The following is a 19,499-nucleotide window of genomic DNA, read 5'->3' as shown; positions in this document are numbered from 1 at the left end:
TCTGACCAACACTGCACATAGGGAAAATCGATATGTCAGACGCTACTACTCAGCTTCTCAAAAAAATTAAGGACGAAGACATCAAATTCGTCGATCTGCGTTTCACCGACACAAAGGGTAAAATGCAGCATGTGACCTTCCATTCTGACCTGGTCGATGAAGACCTGTTCCAGGACGGCACTATGTTTGATGGGTCGTCCATCGCAGGTTGGAAAGACATTAACGAGTCTGACATGGTCCTGCTCCCAGATGCAGCTACGGCCAAGATGGACCCCTTCTTCCAGCAAGATACGCTCGCCGTGTTCTGCGACATCCTCGAGCCAGATACAGCTGAAGCCTATAACCGTGACCCACGTGGCACAGCGAAAGCGGCTGAAGCCTATATGCGTTCGGCTAACGTCGGTGATGACGTCTATTTCGGTCCCGAAGCCGAATTTTTCGTCTTTGACGATGTGCGCTTTGACACAGCCCAAAATAAGACGGGCTATTATATCGACTCAGCCGAAATGCCGCAAAACAACGGCACGGAATATGCTGGCGGCAATATGGGCCATCGTCCTGGCACAAAGGGCGGTTACTTCCCTGTCCCACCCGTCGATGCGTCCCAAGACATGCGCGGCGAAATGCTCTCCATCATGGATGAGCTCGGCCTTCGCCCAGAAAAGCATCACCATGAAGTTGCCCCTGCTCAGCATGAGCTAGGTATGCAGTTCGACACCCTTCTTCAGATGGGCGACAACATGCAGCTTTATAAATACATCGTGCACAATGTGGCCCATGCCTATGGCAAGACAGCGACATTCATGCCCAAGCCTATGTTTGAGGACAATGGCACAGGCATGCACGTTCATATGTCGATCTGGAAAGACAAAAAGCCGCTCTTCGCAGGTGACCAATATGCGGGTCTGTCCGAGCAGTGTCTCCACTATATCGGTGGCATCATCAAACATTCCAAAGCCATCAACGCCTTCTCCAATGCGTCGACTAACTCTTACAAGCGTTTGGTCCCAGGTTTCGAAGCCCCTGTTATGCTGGCCTATTCCAGCCGTAACCGGTCTGCTTCCATCCGTATTCCATGGACAGCCTCACCAAATGGCAAGCGCCTAGAAGTCCGTTATCCGGACCCAGCGGGCAACCCATACCTCACATATACGGCCCTGCTTATGGCTGGCCTCGACGGTATCAAGAACAAGATCCACCCTGGCGATCCAATGGACATGGACTTGTACGAACTGTCCCCAGCTGAAGCGGCAAACATCCCGCAGGTCTGTGGTTCATTGCGCGAAGCACTTGAGTCCCTCGACGGCGACCGTGATTTCTTAAAGGCGGGCAACGTCTTTGATGATGATCAAATCGACGCGTATATCGAGTTGAAGATGGAAGAAGTTCACCGCCTCGCGATGCATCCGCATCCGGTTGAATTCGACATGTATTACAAGTGCTAGTCAGCACCCAATAGAACGAGAAAAGGCGCCTCATCTGAGGCGCCTTTTTTATGGGCTCAACTGAGAGGGCGCGCCTTATTGTTCGGCGACGACCTCAACCGCTTCCATCACGCGGAGCAAGTTTCCGCCCCAGATTTTGGCAATATCAGCTTCGGAATATCCGCGTTTAACCAACTCGGCTGTGACGTTTTGAGTTTCTGACGCATCCTTCCAGCCGTCAATGCCGCCGCCGCCATCGAAATCCGACGCGATGCCGACATGGTCAATACCCGCGACCTTTACCGCATGGTCAATGTGGTCGACAAAATCCGCCACGGTCGCCTCTGGTGCCATAGCGGCGATCTTTTTGCGACGCTCGTCATATCGTGCCTGCTTTGAGGGCCACCACCCGCTGCGATCCCCAAATTCTTTGTCTAAGGCTTCGCGTGCTGCTGCCTGTTTGGCTGTTGGCAGTTTCACATAGGACCCCAATGCCACCATTTGCGCGACACCGTTGACCTCCGCGATTTTACGCAGCTGCTCATCATCCAAATTCCGCGCCGTGTCAGCAACGGCTTTCACGCCAGAATGTGAGGCAATGATCGGCGCGCGGGAGAGATCAGCGGCCTGCATCATCGTCGCTTTCCCCGCATGGGAGACATCGACCATAATCCCGTTTTTGTTGAGAATATCGACCAGCTTGCGTCCATCAGGCGAGAGACCGCCCCATTTCGGACCGTTGTCGCGGGTCGGATGTGGGTTGGAACTATCACCGAACTGATTATGCCCAAAATGGGTTAGTCCAACATAGCGGACGCCAATTTCCGTATAGATTTTCAGCTCTTCCTCATATCCCGTCAGGCCCAAGGGATAGGCGTTTTCCATCCCGATCAAAACGGCATGACGGCCCTCATCGGTGATGCGGCGGACATCATCGGCCGTTTTGGCGAGACCAAAACTCTCGGGGAAATTTTGTGTCAGCTTACAGATCGCATCCAAACGGGTTTCCGAAATCGCTTGCGCCGCGGCGATGCCCGCCGTCGTCAATTCACCTTGCGGTGTGTAGACAATCCAGAAACCACTATCGAGTTGTCCCGCGTCCAGCTTCGGTAAATCAACCTGCAAGGCGGTCGGGCCTGACGGGTCGATCTCTTTGATATAGGTCAGCGGAATGTCGATATGCGTATCCAGCGTCAGCGTCCGATCATGCACCGCTGGCACATCGGCCATCGTCAATGGCGTGGTCGCGCAACCCGTAACAACACTGGCCGAGAGAAGAAGCGCAGCGGTAAGGGCGAGGCTGGGCTTAACATTGTGTTTCATTACGGAACTCCTGAATTTTATCAACACTATCTGTTGGGACTGTGTTCCTGAGTCTTTCCGAATGCAAAGGCAAATTCTAAATCATGTGAAAAATTAGAGGACGCCCAGCTCTTTCAGCTGCTGCCTAAGGGCAATATTCTCGGGTGTCCTAAATCGATTTAATCGTTGCTCTATCTCTTCACTATCTAATGCTGCGATCAGCTCTCTAAACTGGGCTTCAAACCGCGCCTCGTCCTCCGGTGTGGGCGGTGGCATGTCTTCATACCGCGTATATTTGGGTGTGGGGTCTGGGATATCGGATTCCAATTTCGCGAGCTTCGCCTGTTCAATGCGCAAACGCGTTTCCAGTAATTGGTCTTGCAGGGATTGGGTTTGGGGCGTGGCGTTCCCTTTGAGAGATGTATTATTTAGAAAATGAGAGGGGCGTGTCATGGCAAGTCCATATGATTGGGAACGAAAGAGAGGGGCGCAGCCGCTTCGTCCCACTGCCCTCATTTTTTCAAAGAGAACCAGCAAAGGCGATAACATCCTGCGATTAGGACTGTCCGCGTGGTCGATATCCGCGATGGAATACCAAAATAGAAAAGTTGTTTTACGCAAATACCCCGCATTTAAGCTTTTGCTTAATTGCTTGGCCACGCGGCAGCAGTTTTTGATGAAACGGTAACGGCTGGTCATAGTTACACGTCGGAGCCTGCCTTCCAGACCCGGACACGCAATGTCGTGCGCTCGCTTCAAAAGGCCCGGCACAGTTCAGGTTCGTACCCTGAATGCTCAACCCCACCGTCCAATGACCAACAAACCACGATCGATTGCCTGTCCATGTCATCGGAACCATTTAAAAATAGGGGTAAAATCGAAAGCGAGGATTAGATTTCTTGAAGGTACAGTTTGATGGGGGATTGCGACGGATGAAAGGCGGGATTAAAGTTCACGAATACATCGCAGGCGAACCGATGACTGGGTTTCATGTTGCCTTCGGGGCGTGAGCTGGGCCGGGCATAGCGTTGGTTAGGTGATACACCTCACGCGAGCAAAGAAGTCCTCTCACAAATCGGAAATAAGGCTAGAATGCCTCTCTCAGTGGCGTCGACGTCGCTGAGGCGATCAAGCAGGCTTTTGAAATACATTGGATTTGGAAACGCTTGGCGTCCCCCTATTAATAGCCGCAGCCATAATATATGTGTTTTAAAAGCCTTTAGCGATATTGATATGCCACTTACTGAAAATTCACAGAGTAGAACTTGGCGTCTCTCGCCCGATTTACTGGGTTTGGTGAATCAAGAAGGCGTGTTTTTTGAGACAAATCCCGCTTGGCAAACTTTGCTAGGGTGGAAAGATGCCGAAATTAAAAATATGGTCTTCTCTGAATTCATTCATCCCGATGATATAGAGAAGACAAATTCAGTATTTGCATCCCTGAAAGATGGTCTGGCGGCTTTGCATTTTGAAAACCGCTATCGCTGTAAGAACGGGGAGTACAAGTGGTTGTCATGGGTCGCGGTCCCAGAAGGCGATATATTTGTCTGTAGCGCGCGCGATATTACAGAAGCCAAAACAACAGCCCGGGCGCTGCAAACAAAAGAAGAAGAGGGGCAACTAAGAGAACAATTTGTTGCGATTTTGAGCCACGATTTGAGAAATCCGCTGGCTTCAATCGGGGCGGCCGCACGGATAGCGGGGCGTGAACCTCACACGCCAAAAACCGCTAAAATGTATGCAGCGATAGAAAATAGCGTGCAACGGATGTCGACGTTAATTGATCAAACAATGGATTTCGCGAGTGCGCGTCTGGGCGGCGGCATATCGATAGAACCCCAAAACTCGCCAAGTTTGGAAGAGGGATTTCAGCAAGTCATTGACGAAATCAGTCTGGGTCATCCCGGAAGGAAAATTGAGTTAGATTATGATTGCAACGCGCAAGTCCGATGTGATGCCGCGCGTATTGATCAGGCCTTATCAAACTTGCTGGCCAACGCTGTGACACATGGATCACAAGACACGCCCATTCGGGTAAAGGCCGAACAAATTGATAATAAATTTGTCATGAGCGTTACCAACCACGGAACACCTATTTCTAGTGACCTTATGTCGGGGCTTTTTGAACCGTTTAAGCGGCCACAGGAAAGCGAGTCTTTGCAAGGGTTAGGGTTAGGTCTATTCATCGTGAAGGAAATTGCCAAAGCCCATGAGGGGACTGTCGCGGTTTCATCGGATCAGACAGGAACCCGGTTTGAACTTGAATTTCCGAATGCTACGTAGCTGAAAGATTTTTTCCATCAGGTTTCTGCTTTAACGCGCAGTCGCCGAAGGGGGTGCGTGAGGTCTTGGAAAATCAATCGATGAGAACGGTCTTATCTTAAGGATAAGGGCCTTCAAAAATGACTGGAAGTTTTGCGCGCCCTCGTCCTATGCTCCCCAAATGGAGGCAATCCACACAGTTATGAAGGATGGTCGCAAACTTTGTTTGCGGCGACTGACTTCAGAAGATGCGCCACTCATTGAGGCTGGCATCAAAGATCTTTCCGATCGATCAAGATATTTGCGATTTTTCTCGGGCTTCAAGCAAGCCCCACCGTCTGTTCTGCAGAGACTTACAAATTTTGACACGGACGACCATTTGGCTTGGGGCGCAGTGGATGCAAGCCTGCCCTCATACCCGCCTATCGCTGCGGCCCACATCATCCGGACGGACCCAGCCCCAGAGACGACGGGAGATTTCGCCTTGGCGGTATTGGATGACTATCAGGGCCTGGGTGTCGCGCGCGCGATGATGTCCTGTCTGTTCCACGATGCGCTGACCTCAGGGTATGAGACCGTCCATCTGGATGTTCTGTTCGAGAATAAGAGCGCCAGATCATTATTCACAACGATGGGCGCAGTCCCGTCTTCGTCAAATGGAGGTGTGATTCACATGGAATTAGATCTCAGAACCGCCCTTGGACGGCTAGAGATGTCCAAAAGAGCGCCCGTTGCGGAAATGTTCAAGGACGTCCAACACGCTCTTAGCGGATAAGGAATATCCACGCATTCACATCTCATCATGGACGTTTCATGGACGATGGCTCACCCTTTCATTACATATTGTTCGGTATCCATTTTGTCATTTGAGGGCTTGAGGATAGCAATTTATGGCGCGACCATAGCGGGATTTTCCGTTTGCCTGGGCCTTTCTACTCAATTGACTTGCAGAGAAATCAACGTGAGGCGCCAGCATTTTCGACGTGTGGGACGCAATGCCTGTGTCGCCCCTTTAGGATTTGACGATGACATCTTTTCAACACCCGACGCCCCGCATCACATTGGCCCTCGCTTTGGTCGCTGTGATGTCTCTATCGGCCTGTGCCACAAAATCAGACCGCAGAGGTCCACCGCCTGATCGTCAAGAGCGCGGCGGACAAGACCGAGCGATCAAAACATCGGGGACTTTCATGCATCCTGTTGCGGCCCTATTCAGTCAGATGGATGAGGACCGCGATAAGGTCGTTACACCGAATGAAGTTGCCAAGGGGGCTGACGCCGAATGGGCCTCATTCACTCAAAACCCAAGCGCCATTCAATTCTCGCGCTGGAGTGTTGAGACCCTGGGTTCCACAGATGCGATGCCAAATTTTATGAGCTTTGATAGGGACTTCAACGGCGTGATTTCCAAGGCCGAATTTACAAGCCAATTAGATCGTGAATTTGTTCGATTGGATAAAAATGGCGACGGTCAACTGACCCGCGGCGAAATGCTGATTGCCTTTGAAGCGCCGAGAGGCCGCGCCAAACAAGGCGGCCAAGAGAGCGGGCAGAAACGAGGCAAAGGCGGCGACAGAGGCGGACGCCCGCCGCGCTAGCGAACGCGCTGCCAACAATGACGCTGCGATGATAGAGGCTCGCGCACCCTCGTAAGCGCCCTACCCGAATTTGTTTTCCGGGTGGGGACAGTCAAATGGTAATGCCCAATAAAAAAACCGCCTCCTGCAAATTGCAAGAGGCGGCTTTTTTGTGTTCAGCTCTGCCCGAAGGCAGATGAAACAGTGTTTTAATCGTCGGCGATATCGGCCGGGAATTCTTCGATTGCCGGCGCCGCAGCGGCACGATCTTCGAGGAACTTCTGATCGCGATCGTTTGCGAGCTTCTGATATTTCCGCAGGTTCGAGCCTGTACCCGCTGGGATCAAACGACCCACGATGACGTTCTCTTTCAGACCTTCGAGCATGTCTTCCTTGCCCAGAACCGAGGCTTCCGTAAGGACGCGTGTGGTTTCTTGGAAGGACGCCGCAGAGATGAAGGAGCGCGTCTGGAGCGAGGCTTTTGTGATACCGAGCAAGACAGGTACGCCAACAGCTGGTGTTGCATTCTTATCTTTGGCCAAGAGAGCCGCATTGACTTTGTTGAACTCAACTTTGTCCATTTGCTCATTACGAAGAAGCGTTGTGTCACCGACATCGGAGACTTCGACCTTCTGCAACATTTGACGGACGATCACTTCGATATGCTTATCGTTGATCGGCACGCCTTGCAGACGATACACGCCTTGGACTTCGTCCACGAGGTATTCAGCCAGAGCTTCGACACCCATAATCGCAAGAATATCATGCGGCGCTGGGTTGCCATCGATGAGGTAGTCGCCCTTCTTCACGAAATCACCATCAGAGACGAGCATATGCTTGCCTTTGGCGATGAGGAAGGAGGATGGCTCCAAATCTTCATTCTCTGGCGTGATCTGGATTTTACGCTTGTTCTTATAGTCACGCGTAAATTCGATCTTACCGTCGATATCGGCGATCACCGCATCATCTTTCGGACGACGGGCTTCGAACAATTCAGCAACCCGCGGCAAACCACCGGTAATGTCACGCTGTGTCGCGCCGCCTTTGGCAATACGCGCCAAAATGGCACCAGGCTTGACCTTCGCACCGTCTTCGACGGAGAGGATCGCGCCCACTGCGAGCATATAGCGCGCAATGTTGCCGTTTGGCAGTTTGAGCGGCTCACCATCTTCACCTTCGATAACCGCAACAGGCTGGATATCACCGGATTTAGAAGACGCACGCCAGTCAACGATCACCTTAGAGGAGATACCAGTCTCTTCATCGGTTTCTTCTTTGGCGGACACACCGTCAACGATATCGAGCAAGCGTACTGTGCCGCCCAATTCCGTGATGATTGGCGTGGCATATGGATCCCATTCGGCCAGACGATCACCGCGGCCCACTTTGGCGCCATTTTTCAGCGTCAAGCGTGTACCGTAATCAACCTTATAGGTTTCCAGCTCTTTGCCGTCTTTATCGACAATCTGGAACTCCATCTTACGCGCTTTGGCAATGAAGTTCGTGGCTGTCTTGATAACGTCGTCATCATTGTACTGGATTGTACCTTCGTTGGAGGATTCAATAACCGATTTATCGGAAACCGAAGCCGTACCACCAATATGGAACGTCCGCATCGTCAGCTGCGTACCAGGTTCACCAATGGATTGCGCCGCGATAACACCGACAGCTTCACCCATATTGACTTTGGTACCACGGGCCAGATCACGACCATAACATGTCGCACAAATCCCAGTGACAGTGTCACAAGTCAGGGGTGAACGTGTACGCAGGTTTTGTGCGCCACATTCGTCAAAGGCCGCCGCGATATCTTCGTCAACATATGTGTTGGCAGGATACATCAGCTCACCCGTCCGCGGATCATGCAGATCCTCAGATGTTGTCCGGCCCAAGCAACGTTCGCCAAGGGAGACAACAACGTCACCGCCGTCGACAACTGGCTTCAGTTCGATACCGTTTTCAGTGCCACAATCTTGCTCTGTAACGATACAATCCTGCGCAACGTCAACAAGACGACGTGTAAGGTAACCTGAGTTAGCGGTTTTAAGAGCGGTATCAGCCAGACCCTTCCGCGCACCATGGGTACTGTTAAAGTAATCCATCACGGTCAGGCCTTCTTTAAAGTTGGCCGTAATCGGAGTTTCGATAATCTCGCCGGATGGTTTGGCCATAAGACCGCGCATACCCGCAAGCTGTTTCATCTGGTTTTTCGAACCACGAGCGCCAGAATCCGCCATCATGAAGACCGAGTTGATCGTCTTACGCGGTTTCGCAGCTTCGTCCATCATGGCGTCCGCCACTTTGTCCGTACATTTGGACCAAGCGTCGACAACCTTGTTGTACTTCTCGCCTTTTGTGATGAGACCGTCAGCATATTGCTGTTCAAAGGCCGAAACAGCCGCAGATGTTTCTGCAACCAATGTGTATTTCGCGTCGGGGATGATCATGTCATCTTTACCGAAGGAGATACCGGCTTTCGCCGCTTCTTTGAAACCGAGGCCCATCATCTTATCAGCAAAGATCACAGTCGCCTTCTGACCAGCATGGCGATAGACGATGTCGATCAACTTGCCGATTTCTTTCTTCGTCAGAATTTTGTTCACGACGGAGTAAGGGATCAGGTGATGCTTTGGTAGGAATTCAGCCAGCTTCAAACGACCCGGAGATGTTTCAGCAACTTCATATGTTGTTGTGCCATCAGGCTGCGTCACAGGGAAACGACCTTTGACTTTGGCATGCAAAGCAACGTGTCCGCCGTCGAGGGCCATTTCAAGTTCGGCCATAGATGCGAACATCATGCCCTCACCTTTTTCGCCGTCACGCATCAGGGACATGTAATACAGACCCAAGACGATATCTTGCGATGGAACAATAATCGGCTTGCCGTTGGCAGGCGATAGAATGTTGTTCGTCGACATCATCAAGACACGCGCTTCGAGTTGCGCTTCGATAGACAACGGCACGTGAACGGCCATTTGGTCGCCATCAAAGTCAGCATTAAACGCCGCACAAACGAGCGGGTGAAGGCGGATCGCCTTACCTTCTGTCAGCTTAGGTTCGAAAGCTTGGATACCAAGTCTATGGAGCGTTGGCGCGCGGTTAAGCAGTACTGGATGTTCACGAATAACTTCGTCGAGGATATCCCAAACTTCTGGACGCTCTTTTTCGACCAATTTCTTAGACTGTTTAACAGTTCCAGACAGGCCTTTGGCGTCAAGACGCGCATAGATGAATGGCTTAAACAGCTCGAGCGCCATTTTCTTTGGTAGACCACATTCGTGGAGTTTCAGCTCTGGACCAACCACGATCACGGAACGACCAGAATAATCAACGCGCTTACCGAGCAAGTTTTGACGGAAGCGACCTTGCTTACCTTTGAGCATGTCGGACATGGACTTCAATGGACGCTTATTCGCACCCGTGATGACGCGACCACGACGCCCGTTATCAAACAAGGCATCAACGGATTCTTGAAGCATACGCTTCTCGTTACGGATGATGATGTCCGGGGCACGAAGCTCGATCAGGCGCTTCAAACGGTTGTTACGGTTGATCACACGGCGATAAAGATCGTTCAGATCGGATGTCGCAAAACGGCCACCATCCAGAGGGACAAGTGGGCGAAGCTCTGGCGGGATCACAGGCACGATGGTGAGAACCATCCACTCTGGACGGTTGCCAGATGTGACGAAGGCTTCCAGCAATTTCAGACGCTTGGAAAGCTTCTTCAATTTCAGCTCGGAGCCTGTCTCTGTCATGTCGAAACGTGTGCGCTCGATCTCTGCTTCGAGGTCGAGGTTTTGCAACATGTCGCGAACCGCCTCAGCACCGATGCCAGCCGTAAAGCTGTCTTCGCCGAATTCGGCTTGTGCATCGACATATTCTTCTTCGGACAGGATTTGACGCTCACCAAGAGAGGTCAAGCCAGGCTCTGTGACGATATATGATTCAAAGTAGAGAACGCGCTCAACTTCTTTCAATGTCATATTGAGCATTGTCGAAATACGAGACGGCAAAGACTTCAAGAACCAGATATGTGCAACTGGTGCAGCCAGCTCGATATGGCCCATGCGCTCACGACGGACGCGTGTGACAGTGACTTCGACGCCGCATTTCTCGCAGACAACGCCTTTATACTTCATGCGTTTGTATTTGCCGCAGAGACATTCGTAATCTTTGACGGGGCCAAAGATACGCGCGCAGAATAGGCCGTCTTTTTCAGGCTTAAACGTGCGATAGTTAATGGTCTCTGGCTTTTTGATTTCGCCAAAGGACCAGCTCAGGATTTTCTCCGGGCTGGCGAGAGAGATTTTAATGCGGTCAAAGGTTGGACCTTCTTGCGCAGGGTTAAAGATGTTCATGACCTCTTGGTTCATGTCATTTTCCTTTCTTCGCAAAGAGACTTGAAAGCCGCTTTACCACGCTAGGTTTGGGTCCTGTCATGACACCCCAACCATCGCATTTGGCCTCGAAGGCCGCGAGGTGTTCGTTCAAAGATTTTTGAACCAACACAACATTTTCCAAATCTACAATCATCGGGGTTTTTACAAAAAAGCTCAGAGTTCCCTCATCACCTTCAAGTTTAACTCCGGGAAAACTAGCATTAGCCAAATGTTGGCAGATGCGTCTTCCATGATCTATATCCTTGGCATACCCGTAAAACTCTACGTCCATTGGTGCAGAACGATCAACACCGCGCTCATCGAGCGCAGCGATGACCGCTGCATCATCAGACCAATCATCCATTCGTCAGTTCGACGTTGAGGCCGAGCGAGCGGATCTCTTTGACGAGAACGTTGAATGATTCTGGGATACCAGCCTCAAACCCGTCATCACCGCGGACGATTGACTCATAGACTTTCGTCCGGCCGGCCACGTCATCAGATTTGACAGTCAACATTTCCTGCAAGGTGTAAGCCGCGCCATAAGCTTCAAGCGCCCAGACTTCCATCTCACCAAAGCGCTGTCCACCGAACTGCGCCTTACCACCGAGCGGTTGCTGGGTAACGAGGGAGTACGGTCCGATTGAACGGGCATGGATTTTGTCATCAACCAAATGGTGAAGCTTGAGCAGATACTTATAGCCGACCGTTACAGGACGCGTGAATTTCTCACCCGTACGACCGTCGTGCAATACCATCTGACCCGAACCATTTAGGCCCGCGCGCTCTAGAAGTTTCACAATATCTGGCTCACGTGCGCCGTCAAAGACAGGTGTCGCAATCGGCACACCGCCGGTGACATTGCCCGCAAGTTCGATGATTTCTTCGTTTTTACGCGGCAGAACTTCATCCTCGCCATAGCCATGCTGAACCGCTTCGCGCAGTGCCGCCATGTCATGATCGATTTTATAAGTCTCAAGCGCATCATCGATGAGTTTACCGATACCTGCACAAGCCCAACCCATATGGGTTTCGAGAATCTGTCCGACGTTCATTCGCGATGGAACACCCAATGGGTTCAACACGATATCAACGGCTTGGCCAGTTTCGAGGAACGGCATGTCTTCGACAGGGTTAATCTTGGAGATAACACCCTTGTTACCATGACGACCCGCCATCTTATCGCCCGGCTGAAGCTTACGCTTAACCGCTACGAAGACTTTGACCATCTTCATGACGCCCGGTGGCAATTCATCACCACGTTGGAGCTTGTCGACTTTATCTTCGAAGCGCGCGTCAAGACGCTGTTTCGAGGAGTCATATTGCTCTTTCAAGGCTTCAAGTTGGCCAATGGCCTCCTCGTCGTCAACACCAATACGCCACCAATCAGAACGCGGAACATCGTTCAGCGTTTCTTCGGTAACGGGGCCTTTTTTGAAACCACGTGGACCAGAAACAGCGTTCTTGCCCAAGAGTGTCTTTTGAACCGAGTTATAGATCGAACGCTCAAGGATTTTCAGCTCGTCATCGCGGTCTTTACCGAGGCTTTCGATTTCTTCGCGTTCGATTTGCATCGCGCGCTCATCTTTATCGACACCATGACGGTTGAAGACACGGACTTCGACAACAGTACCCGACGCGCCCGGTGAGAGCTTGAGGGATGTATCGCGCACGTCAGAGGCCTTCTCGCCAAAGATAGCCCGGAGGAGTTTCTCTTCCGGTGTCATCGGGCTTTCGCCTTTTGGCGTGACTTTACCGACGAGAATATCGCCCGCATGAACTTCGGCACCAACGGCAACAATGCCGGCTTCGTCCAGGTTACGGAGCGTTTCTTCGCCAACATTTGGAATGTCGCGCGTGATCTCTTCAGGTCCAAGCTTCGTATCGCGGGCCATGATGGAGAATTCTTCGATGTGAAGCGATGTATAGACATCGTCGCGCACGATGCGCTCGGAGATCAAGATCGAGTCTTCGAAGTTATAGCCATTCCACGGCATAAACGCGACGAGCACGTTTTTACCCAAAGCCAATTCGCCAAGATCCGTTGACGGGCCATCAGCAATAATGTCGCCAGCATTCACGATATCGCCAACTTTGACGAGTGGACGCTGGTTGATACAGGTCGACTGGTTCGAACGTTGGAATTTCAGCAAGTTGTAGATGTCGACACCTGAAACGGACAAATCCGTTTCTTCCGTCGCACGGACAACGATACGTTTGGCGTCGACTTGTTCGACAACACCCTTGCGTTTCGCCGCGACTGTCGCACCTGAATCCAGAGCCACAACGCTTTCCATGCCAGTACCCACGAGAGGCGCTTCGGCCTTCAAGAGAGGCACCGCTTGGCGCATCATGTTTGATCCCATCAACGCACGGTTCGCATCATCATTCTCGAGGAACGGGATGAGCGCCGCAGCGACAGAAACAAGCTGTTTCGGCGAAACGTCGATGAAGTCCACGTCTTCGCGAGCAATCGGTGTCACATCGCCATTTACACGACAGGTCACGAAATCTTCTGCGAGTTCGTTCTTGTCTGTGACTTTGGCGTTCGCCTGAGCCACGGAATAGCGCGCTTCTTCCATAGCGGAGAGATAGACGACTTCGCTGGTCAACTTACCCTTGTTGATTTTGCGATATGGGCTTTCGATGAAACCATATTTGTTCACCCGCGCATGTGTGGCGAGTGAGTTAATTAGACCAATGTTTGGTCCCTCTGGCGTTTCAATCGGACAGATACGACCATAATGGGTTGGGTGAACATCGCGGACTTCAAAGCCTGCGCGTTCACGTGTCAAACCACCAGGTCCAAGCGCTGAGAGGCGACGCTTATGCGTAATCTCTGAAAGCGGGTTCGTTTGGTCCATAAATTGCGACAGCTGCGAGGAGCCGAAGAATTCGCGGACAACCGCAGCGGCTGGTTTCGCATTGATCAAATCATGCGGCATAACTGTTTCGATATCGACAGATTGCATACGCTCTTTGATCGCACGTTCCATACGCAGCAGACCGATGCGATATTGGTTTTGCATCAGCTCACCAACAGACCGCACACGACGGTTACCCAGGTTATCGATATCGTCGATGGAGCCAATGCCATCTTTCAATTTCGTCAACGTCTCAACAACGGCCAAGATGTCTTCTTTACGAAGAACGCGGATTTCATCACCGACGTCTTGCATGTCCATGCGAAGGTTCATCTTCACGCGGCCAACGGCGGAGAGGTCATAACGCTCGCCATCAAAGAAGAGCGAATTGAAGAGATCTTCAGCAGCTTCAGCTGTTGGCGGCTCACCCGGACGCATTACGCGATAGATGTCGACCAATGCGCCTTCGCGGCTGTCGTTTTTATCGGCGGCCAATGTGTTCCGGATATATGGACCGACATTGACGTGATCGATGTTCAGAACGGATAGCTCAGTGATGCCAGCTTCGTTGATCTGGTCCATGATTTCCAAGGACAGCTCGTCACCCGCTTCAGAATAGATTTGGCCCGTTTCGGTGTTGACGATATCGCCAGCCACAAAACGCTCGGACATTTCTTCATTGGAGATAAGAACAGATTTCACACCATCATCAGCCAATTTCTTGGCGCCACGTTTCGTCAATTTACGACCCGCAGGTGCCACAACTTCGCCAGTCTTGGCATCAACCAAGTCACGCAAAAGTTTCGCACCACGATATTCGTCAGCATTGAATGGACGTGTCCAGCCATCTTTCTTCTTGTCACGCTTGAAAGAGATGCTCTCGTAATACTGCTCGAGGATTTCTTCGCGTGTCATGCCAAGCGCATAGAGCACTGTCGTCGCAGGCAATTTCCGGCGGCGGTCAATCCGCGCATAAAGAATATCTTTGGCGTCAAATTCAAAGTCGAGCCAGCTACCGCGATATGGAATGATGCGCGCGGAGAACAGGAACTTGCCAGAAGAATGGCCTTTACCCTTATCATGGGAGAAGAACACACCTGGTGAACGATGCATTTGCGAGACGATCACACGCTCTGTGCCGTTCACGATGAACGTACCTTTTGCGGTCATGAGCGGGATATCGCCCATATAAACGTCTTGCTCTTTAATGTCTTTGACAGAGCGCGCACCTGTATCATCGTCGACATCAAATACGACAAGACGCATTTTGACTTTCAACGGGGCGGCGTAGGTAATGTCACGTTGTTGACATTCTTCTTCGTCAAATTTCGGTTTTTCGAAAACAAAAGAGACATATTCCAAAACTGCGCGATCAGAAAAATCACGAACGGGGAAGACGGAGTTAAAAACACCGTTCATACCTTCGTCGGATCCACGATCTTCGTGCGGAATACTCTTTTGTAGGAATTGATTGTATGAGGATTTCTGAACCTCAATGAGGTTCGGCATCCGTACAACTTCGGGAATTCGGCCGAAGCTCTTGCGAATACGTTTCTTGCCAGTGAATGTAAGCGACATCAAAGCAACCTTTGCGTTGGTGGGCGTATCTGATCCGGGTGTGCACGCCCGTAAAAGTCAGCCCTAAATTTCGTGGGGGTTAGCCTGCCCCAGCAGGTCGTCTCTTCTGAATTTTAACCACATCATTGGATGTCAAATCCAACTCAGAAAATGCGTGCCTCAAATAAATGCGGCAATGGGCGACACAGGAAAACCCGTGCCGCCCTTTGTTTTTGGGGACCAGAAGACTGGCCCGTCAAAAAGACTACTTGAGCTCGACAGTTGCGCCAGCTGCTTCAAGTTTCTCTTTGATGTCATTAGCTTCTGCCTCTGGCACGCCTTCTTTGACGGCTTTCGGTGCGCCTTCGACAAGCTCTTTAGCTTCTTTCAAGCCAAGACCTGTGATTGCACGGACTTCTTTAATGACGGAGATTTTGTTTCCGCCGAAAGATGTCATGACAACGTCAAAGTCAGTCTTTGCAGCAGCAGCTTCGCCGCCAGCAGCCGGACCAGCAACAACAGCAGCAGCTGCTGGCTCGATGCCGTACTCATCTTTGAGGATGTCGTTTAGTTCTTTTGCTTCCAAAATCGTCAGCTTGACGAGTTCTTCTGCGAGTTTTTTCACATCAGCCATGATGTAGTTCCTTTAGGTTTTTGCCCTCGAATTTGAGAGCGATTTAGGTCGAGTTTGCGAGAATGAAATTGTGAAATTAAGCCGCAGCCTTTTCCTCGATCGTTGCAATGTTGCCAGCGATATTGCCAGCTTGCGACGTGAGGGCGGAAGCAATGCTCGTAACCGGTGCCAACAGAAGTTGGGCCGACATGGAGATAAGCTCCTCGCGGGATGGCAGTTTGGACAAAGCATCAACGCCAGAGACGTCAAAGATTTCTTCACCCATGAATCCACCAATGATATCGAACACTGTCGAGTCTTTGGAATATTCAACTGTCACTTTCGGCGCGCTGATCATGTCCTCGGCCCAGGCAATTGCCACAGGTCCGGTGAATTTCTCAGCAGCCGCTTCGAAAGGTTTCCCTTTCATAGCGATTTTCGCCAAACGGTTTTTCACAACACGGATCGTTGCGCCACGCTCACGAAGCTTGGCACGCAATTCCGTCATTTCCGCAACAGTCATGCCCGAATAATCGGCCATCACCACGGATCCGGCGCCGTCGAAGATCTCTGTGAGTTCTTTAACAGCAATCTCTTTTTGAGAACGGTCCATTTGCGGTCTCCTTGTTGTGAGCTCCCACACCATGCGGGAACCCTTGAGAATACCTGCGGCTATCTGTTGCCAGACAATCCGCAAGCAGGTGTCTGTCCCAGAACTCGAACCAAATCCTTTGAAGACAACCCCTCTCCGAAAGGGAGTGTTGCCTCGCATGAAATTCGGTCTCACTCCGTCTACACAGGAAATTAAGTGGATCTTTTGATCCGCACCGGTGGTCTTGGACAGACCGTCATCAAACCAATCGAAGATCAATCAGATGACGGTAGTCGGCGCAGATCAAAAACCTGCGCCAAATTCTTAAAATCAAATACCGTAGCCTAAAACTAGGACGGGACTTCTGATGTGTTGATACGAACGGATGGGCCCATAGTGGACGTCAAACAGATCTTCTTCACGAATGTGCCCTTGGCACCTGTTGGACGCGCCTTCTGGATGGCACCGAGGAATGCCGTAACGTTTTCAGCAAGCTTAGCTTCCGTAAAGGACGCTTTGCCAACGCCTGCGTGAATCACGCCAGCTTTTTCAACACGGAATTCAACAGCGCCGCCTTTGGCATCTTCAACAGCTTTCGCGATATTCGGCGTAACTGTTCCGACTTTTGGGTTTGGCATCATGCCTTTTGGACCCAAGACGCGGGCAACACGACCAACAAGTGGCATCATGTCAGGTGATGCGATAACGCGATCAAAATTCATTTCACCATTTTGGATCATTTCGACCAAATCTTCTGCACCAACAATATCTGCACCAGCTGCGCGGGCTTCATCAGCCTTTGCGTCTTTTGCAAAAACAGCAACACGAACAGAACGGCCAGTGCCGTTTGGAAGATTACAAACACCACGGACCATTTGGTCAGCATGACGTGGATCAACACCCAAGTTCATTGCGATTTCGATTGTTTCGTCAAATTTCGCTGTGGCGTTTTTCTTAATAACAGCAACGGCGTCAGCGACAGTCATGTCAACATTGATGTCAACAGCAGCTGCGGCGGCCTTATAACGTTTACCAGCCATGTCTAAGCTCCCGTCACTTCAAAGCCCATCGAACGAGCAGAGCCCGCGATGATGAGTGCGCCAGCTTCGACGTCATTTGCGGACAAATCAGCCATTTTTGCTTCAGCGATTTCGCGACACTGGTCCATTGTGACCGTGCCACCAACTTCGGAACCAGGGTTATTGGAACCCTGCTTTTTGCCCGCAGCTTTTTTCAGGTAATAAGACGCAGGCGCCGATTTCGTGATGAATGTGAAAGACTTGTCGGAAAAGACTGTAATGACGGTTGGCGTGGGAACGCCTTTTTCCAAATCGTCAGTCTTTGCGTTAAACGCCTTTGCGAATTCCATAATATTCACGCCTCGTTGACCCAATGCAGGCCCAAGCGGCGGAGACGGGTTCGCGGAACCCGCTGGGATCGTCAGCTTAATATAGCCACTGATCTTCTTTGCCATAATCCACTCCTTAAAGTGTCGGCGGTAGCTGCGAAATTGCCTCTACCTTCGTGGTTTGTGGTCCGACAACCGCTGGACTTAGCGGCGTCTCCCACATCGCTGATTTTCCCCGAAGGAGAATATCAACACCCGAAACGACAATCTTCGTCGTTTCGGCTCTCAATCTCCCGAAGGAGAAATTCTATATTCTTTTACAAAAACAACCAAGACCGTTGCCTTTGATGCCAATTTTCCTTTCAGGAAATCCGGCTAATTACGACTTTTCAACTTGCGTGTAATTCAGTTCGACAGGCGTGCCCTGACCAAAAATGTTAATTAGAACCTTCAAGCGCGCGCTCTCTTCATCGACACTTTCAACAGTACCATTGAAGCTCTGGAAAGGGCCATCGACGACTTTGACGATCTCGCCAATATCGAAGCTGATCATTGGGCGCGGACTATCAACACCCTCTTGGATCTGACCCACGATGCGCTCAACTTCTTTCTCAGAAACAGGCATAGGCTTCGTGGTTGAGCCAAGAAAGCCCGTGACCTTTGGTGTATTTTTCACCAAATGATAGGCTTCATCCGTCAGATCGACCTTCACCAACACGTAACCTGGGAAAAACTTGCGTTCGGATTCCATTTTTCGGCCCTTACGGACCTCAACAACGGTTTCGGTTGGCACGAGTATCTCCTCGAAGAGGTGATCCAGACCTTTTTCAGCCGCATCACGCTCTAAAGTCTCCTTCACGCGCTTCTCAAAATTCGAGTAAGCCTGAACGATATACCATTTGGCTGCCATGCGTTAATCTCCGAGACCGAGAACAAGTTGAACGATGTTAGCCAAGGCCCAATCGACAATGAAGAAAAAGACACCCATCAAGACAAAGAGTAGCATCACAAGGATTGTTGTCTTCCAGACCTCTGGCCAACCCGGCCAAACAACCCGGCGAGCTTCCTGACGTACCTGACCCACATATTTGATAGGACCAACTTTAGGCGCAACTGACTCAGATCCAGCCGGAGACGTTGCAACAACAGGTGCTGCCGCGGGCTTTTTGCCCGCATTCTTCCGCTTGTTCTTACTCTTAGGCATTACATTCCTAAATTTCTGCGACCTAATCTATTTCTAGATTTTAACGGCCAAAACGCGCACCACCAAAATTTAGCAGCAACGCGTTATTTTGTGTGTCCGCGGCCCATTTACAAGGCCTAGAACTGGATGTCGACTGGCACGGGCAGGAGGACTCGAACCCCCGACACCTGGATTTGGAATCCAGTGCTCTACCAACTGAGCTATGCCCGTTTCCGTTCGATCCGGATATTTGAACGGACCCTCAGCACAGAGCGCCCGTTCAATATGTTATATTTCAGCCTATTCGATAATCTTTGCAACAACGCCGGCGCCAACTGTACGGCCACCTTCGCGGATCGCGAAGCGGAGCTTCTCTTCCATGGCGATTGGTACGA

16 protein-coding genes and 1 tRNA gene are annotated in these 19,499 nt (G+C 51.0%); 4 read left to right on the top strand and 13 right to left on the bottom strand.

What is annotated here, in order from left to right; translation table 11 throughout:
- The first annotated feature begins 32 nt into the window (after positions 1-32).
- Positions 33-1,445: a type I glutamate--ammonia ligase gene (gene glnA, locus IE073_RS13865; protein WP_189587144.1), complete on the top strand. Its 1,413-nt coding sequence runs from the start codon at positions 33-35 to the stop codon at positions 1,443-1,445.
- Between the two features lie 75 nt (positions 1,446-1,520).
- Here the strand turns inward: glnA and IE073_RS13860 are convergent, their stop codons facing one another.
- Together IE073_RS13860 and IE073_RS13855 are read right to left on the bottom strand one after the other, a co-directional pair.
- Positions 1,521-2,747, bottom strand: a complete 1,227-nt coding sequence (locus IE073_RS13860) for a dipeptidase (RefSeq protein WP_189587143.1) — start codon at positions 2,745-2,747, stop codon at positions 1,521-1,523.
- Positions 2,748-2,840: 93 nt separating this feature from the next.
- Entirely contained in the window at positions 2,841-3,179 is a 339-nt protein-coding gene (locus IE073_RS13855; protein ID WP_189587142.1) for a hypothetical protein, read from the bottom strand.
- A 780-nt stretch (positions 3,180-3,959) separates the two neighbouring features.
- Here IE073_RS13855 and IE073_RS13850 point away from each other — a divergent pair.
- From IE073_RS13850 to IE073_RS13840, 3 genes are all read left to right on the top strand, one after another.
- Positions 3,960-5,009 carry a PAS domain-containing sensor histidine kinase gene (locus IE073_RS13850; RefSeq protein WP_189587141.1) on the top strand — a complete coding sequence of 350 codons (1,050 nt, stop codon included), beginning with the start codon at positions 3,960-3,962 and terminating at the stop codon, positions 5,007-5,009.
- A gap of 160 nt (positions 5,010-5,169) precedes the next feature.
- On the top strand, positions 5,170-5,763 hold the full coding sequence (locus IE073_RS13845; protein WP_189587140.1) for a GNAT family N-acetyltransferase: 594 nt from the start codon (positions 5,170-5,172) through the stop codon (positions 5,761-5,763).
- Between the two features lie 250 nt (positions 5,764-6,013).
- Positions 6,014-6,586, top strand: coding sequence for an EF-hand domain-containing protein (locus IE073_RS13840; protein ID WP_189587139.1), 573 nt, complete (start codon positions 6,014-6,016; stop codon positions 6,584-6,586).
- A gap of 188 nt (positions 6,587-6,774) precedes the next feature.
- Here IE073_RS13840 and rpoC read toward each other — a convergent pair whose 3' ends face one another.
- The 11 genes from rpoC to IE073_RS13785 form a co-directional block, all read right to left on the bottom strand.
- On the bottom strand, positions 6,775-10,941 hold the full coding sequence (gene rpoC, locus IE073_RS13835; protein ID WP_189587138.1) for a DNA-directed RNA polymerase subunit beta': 4,167 nt from the start codon (positions 10,939-10,941) through the stop codon (positions 6,775-6,777).
- Between the two features lies 1 nt (position 10,942).
- Positions 10,943-11,311, bottom strand: a complete 369-nt coding sequence (locus tag IE073_RS13830) for a ribonuclease E inhibitor RraB (protein ID WP_189587137.1) — start codon at positions 11,309-11,311, stop codon at positions 10,943-10,945.
- Positions 11,304-15,389: a DNA-directed RNA polymerase subunit beta gene (rpoB, locus tag IE073_RS13825; protein ID WP_189587136.1), complete on the bottom strand. Its 4,086-nt coding sequence runs from the start codon at positions 15,387-15,389 to the stop codon at positions 11,304-11,306. The genes IE073_RS13830 and rpoB overlap by 8 nt, the downstream gene beginning before the upstream one ends.
- A gap of 244 nt (positions 15,390-15,633) precedes the next feature.
- Positions 15,634-16,002 (bottom strand): 50S ribosomal protein L7/L12, encoded by a 369-nt coding sequence (rplL, locus tag IE073_RS13820; protein ID WP_189587135.1) that lies wholly within the window; start codon positions 16,000-16,002, stop codon positions 15,634-15,636.
- Between the two features lie 76 nt (positions 16,003-16,078).
- Complete coding sequence (gene rplJ / locus IE073_RS13815) at positions 16,079-16,594, bottom strand: 50S ribosomal protein L10 (RefSeq protein ID WP_189587134.1); 516 nt, start codon at positions 16,592-16,594, stop codon at positions 16,079-16,081.
- 329 nt (positions 16,595-16,923) lie between these two features.
- Positions 16,924-17,613, bottom strand: a complete 690-nt coding sequence (rplA, locus tag IE073_RS13810; protein WP_189587133.1) for a 50S ribosomal protein L1 — start codon at positions 17,611-17,613, stop codon at positions 16,924-16,926.
- A 2-nt stretch (positions 17,614-17,615) separates the two neighbouring features.
- A complete protein-coding gene (rplK, locus tag IE073_RS13805) occupies positions 17,616-18,047 on the bottom strand; it encodes a 50S ribosomal protein L11 (protein ID WP_189587132.1) in 432 nt (143 codons plus the stop codon).
- A gap of 253 nt (positions 18,048-18,300) precedes the next feature.
- The gene (gene nusG, locus IE073_RS13800) at positions 18,301-18,831 is read right to left on the bottom strand and encodes a transcription termination/antitermination protein NusG (protein ID WP_189587131.1); all 531 of its coding nucleotides are present in this window, start codon (positions 18,829-18,831) and stop codon (positions 18,301-18,303) included.
- A gap of 3 nt (positions 18,832-18,834) precedes the next feature.
- The gene (gene secE / locus IE073_RS13795; RefSeq protein ID WP_189587130.1) at positions 18,835-19,125 is read right to left on the bottom strand and encodes a preprotein translocase subunit SecE; all 291 of its coding nucleotides are present in this window, start codon (positions 19,123-19,125) and stop codon (positions 18,835-18,837) included.
- A 134-nt stretch (positions 19,126-19,259) separates the two neighbouring features.
- Positions 19,260-19,335 (bottom strand) — tRNA-Trp (locus IE073_RS13790).
- 69 nt (positions 19,336-19,404) lie between these two features.
- A partial coding sequence (locus IE073_RS13785) for an EF-Tu C-terminal domain-related protein (RefSeq protein ID WP_189579638.1) occupies positions 19,405-19,499 on the bottom strand: 95 nt, incomplete at its 5' end.

Source organism: Litorimonas cladophorae (genome assembly GCF_014652455.1).
Lineage (GTDB): Bacteria > Pseudomonadota > Alphaproteobacteria > Caulobacterales > Maricaulaceae > Litorimonas > Litorimonas cladophorae.
This window is presented reverse-complemented; position numbering and strand designations above follow the sequence as displayed.